Source organism: Spirochaetota bacterium, assembly GCA_026414805.1.
Lineage (GTDB): Bacteria > Spirochaetota > UBA4802 > UBA4802 > UB4802 > UBA4802.
In genome coordinates this window covers 1-2,608 of the sequence record JAOAIH010000134.1, presented here as the reverse complement: position 1 = coordinate 2,608, position 2,608 = coordinate 1, and the positions used below count along the sequence as shown (strand labels likewise).

Below are 2,608 nucleotides of genomic sequence, written 5' to 3'. Positions count from 1 at the left end.
GTTACAAGAGGATTAATGCTTGATTCGTTAAAGGAGTATGCTAAAAGGAAATTAGGTCATGAATTTTTAAGAGAATTAGATGCGAAAAATGAATGTCCTATAGATATTCTTAGAGAAATGTATGATCCAAAGATATTGGGAGTTCATCTTATTGCAATACCTAAAGAATATGGAGGATTAGGTGGAGGTACTTATGACTTATATAGAATATGTGAGCTTCTTGCAAGAATAGATCTTGGTATTGCAACAAGTGTTTTTGCTACATATTTAGGAATTGATCCTTTAAATGTTGGAGGGACGGAAGAACAGAAAGCTAAATGGTTAAAGAAAATTGCAAAAGAAAGATTAATGGTTGCATATGGTGCAACAGAGCCTGATGCTGGAAGTGATTTAGTTAATTTAAAAACAAGAGCTGAACATGTTGTAAAAAATGGTAAAGTTATTGGTTATAAAATTACAGGTATAAAGCAGTGGATTTCAAATGGTGGAATTGCAGATTTATACACTATACTTGCTATGGCACCAGGAGGACCTAGTTGGTTTATAGTTGAAAGAAATACAGAAGGATTTACTCCTGCTCATCATGAAGATAAACATGGTATAAGACTTTCAAATACAGCGGGACTTTCTCTTGATGAAGTTTATGTTCCCTTTGATAATTTAATTGGAGGTATTGAAGGACAAGGTTTACTTCAAGCTCAAGCAGTTTTTGGATATACAAGACTTATGGTTGCTGCTTTTGGACTTGGGTGTGGTTGGGCAGCTATGGAGACTGCAATAAGATATTCTCAACAAAGAATTCAAGCTGGTGGTCCGCTCTCTGAAAAACAGGGTTATACTCATAAACTTATAGTGCCTAATGTTGTAAATCTTGAAGCAGCACGATCGTATATTGAATATATTGCAAACAGACTTGATAATGGAGAGCATGGTCTTCAAACTGAAGGAGCTATTGCTAAATATTTTGCTACTGAATCTGGAAATAAATCAGCTGAAGATGCAATTCAAGCTCTTGGGGGGTATGGTTATACAAAAGATTTTCCTGTTGAAAAAATAAAAAGAGATGTAAAAATTACGTGTATATATGAAGGTACAAATGAAATAATGGAGATGACAATATATAGAGGAAGATGGCAGGACTATTTAAAATCTAAGGGGGAGTATTATTTAAATATAGCGAAAGAATGTGAAGAACTTTCTAAAAAACATAATGATTGTGGACTTTATGAAACATCTCTTGCACTTAAGGCTTTAGGTGCAGTTTTAGAGGAGTGTAGAATAAATAGGCTTACAAGACACCAATATATTACTTTTGTGCTTGGGAAACTCATAAGTTTAGCTGAACATGCTTATATTTTTTCTAAAACTGTTGCATCTGAAAAACTTTCTGAATCTTTTAAATTTGATATTAATACATATAAAGCTATGGCAAGAGTATTTGCAAAAAAAGCAGCTTTTCAGATAGCAAATGAAGGTTCATCAATTTGTTTATCTGCTTCTGATAAATCAATAAATATTTTTGATAAGGTGAATATTTCTGAAATTGAAAAAAGACAATATGGAATACTTCAAGATATGGATATGATATCAAAATCACTTTGTGAAGTTTTTAAAGCAAAATAAATTGGAGGGATAATGAATATATTTGTATGTATCAAACAAGTACCAGATAGTACTGAAGTTAAAATAAATCCTCAAACAGGGACATTAATTAGAACAGGTGTTCCATCAATTTTAAATCCTTACGATCACTTTGCTTTAACAGTTGCACTTAAAATTAAAAAAGATCATCCTCATTCTATTATAAATGTCATATCTATGGGACCACCTCAAGCGAAATCTGTCATCCAGCTTGCTTTAGCGCTTGGTTGTGATGCGGGTTATCTGTTGTCTGATGTGGCTTTTGCTGGTTCTGATACTTGGGCTACTTCATATGCTTTAGCATTAGGTATAAGAAAAATAGCAAAACCAGATTTGGTAATATGTGGTATGCAAGCTATAGATGGAGATACTGCTCAAGTTGGACCTGGTATAAGTGTTCATTTATCTATTCCTGTTATATCATTTTGTGATGAGATAAATGTAAAAGGAAGAAAGTTAGAAGCTAGGCGACATATTGATGATGGTTATGATATAGTTGAGTGCGACTTACCTTGTGTAGTTACGATGGTTAAACCAAAGGATTTTGAGCTTCCTTATCCTTCATTTGTTGATATTTTTAATGCTACTTCAAAAAAATTTGTTGTAATGAATGCTAATGATATAAATGCTGATTTATCAAAAATAGGACTTAAAGGTTCTCCAACTCAGGTTTCAAAAATATATCCTCCAAAAAAAGAAACAAATACTGTTTTTATAAATACTACTTCTGTTGAAGCTGCCTCTAAGATTTTAGATATTATGAAACAAGAAAACTTTATTAAATGAAAATTTTTTTACCTTATTTTGTTTTTGTATTTTAAGGAGGTTTTTATGGCATCTATAGAGGTGCTTTCAACATGTATAGGTTGTAGTAAGTGTGTTATAGTCTGTCCATTTGAAGCAATAAAAATGGTTGATAAAAAAGCTGTGATTGACTTTTCAAAATGTACTTTATGTAGTGCATGTG

3 protein-coding genes are annotated in these 2,608 nt (G+C 32.2%); all 3 read left to right on the top strand.

The annotated features are described in order from the left end of the window. The first annotated feature begins 15 nt into the window (after positions 1–15). Positions 16–1,623 carry an acyl-CoA dehydrogenase family protein gene (locus N3F66_14920; protein MCX8125439.1) on the top strand — a complete coding sequence of 536 codons (1,608 nt, stop codon included), beginning with the start codon at positions 16–18 and terminating at the stop codon, positions 1,621–1,623. 12 nt (positions 1,624–1,635) lie between these two features. Then, positions 1,636–2,427, top strand: a complete 792-nt coding sequence (locus N3F66_14915) for an electron transfer flavoprotein subunit beta/FixA family protein (protein MCX8125438.1) — start codon at positions 1,636–1,638, stop codon at positions 2,425–2,427. Positions 2,428–2,472: 45 nt separating this feature from the next. After that, positions 2,473–2,608: 4Fe-4S binding protein (locus tag N3F66_14910; protein ID MCX8125437.1), on the top strand; the 136-nt coding region annotated here is incomplete at its 3' end.

Excerpts from the sequence above, each read along its gene's own strand:
- N3F66_14915 (MCX8125438.1), top strand. The coding sequence starts at position 1,636 with ATGAATATATTTGTATGTATCAAACAAGTACCAGATAGTACTGAAGTT.
- N3F66_14920 (MCX8125439.1), top strand. The coding sequence starts at position 16 with ATGCTTGATTCGTTAAAGGAGTATGCTAAAAGGAAATTAGGTCATGAA.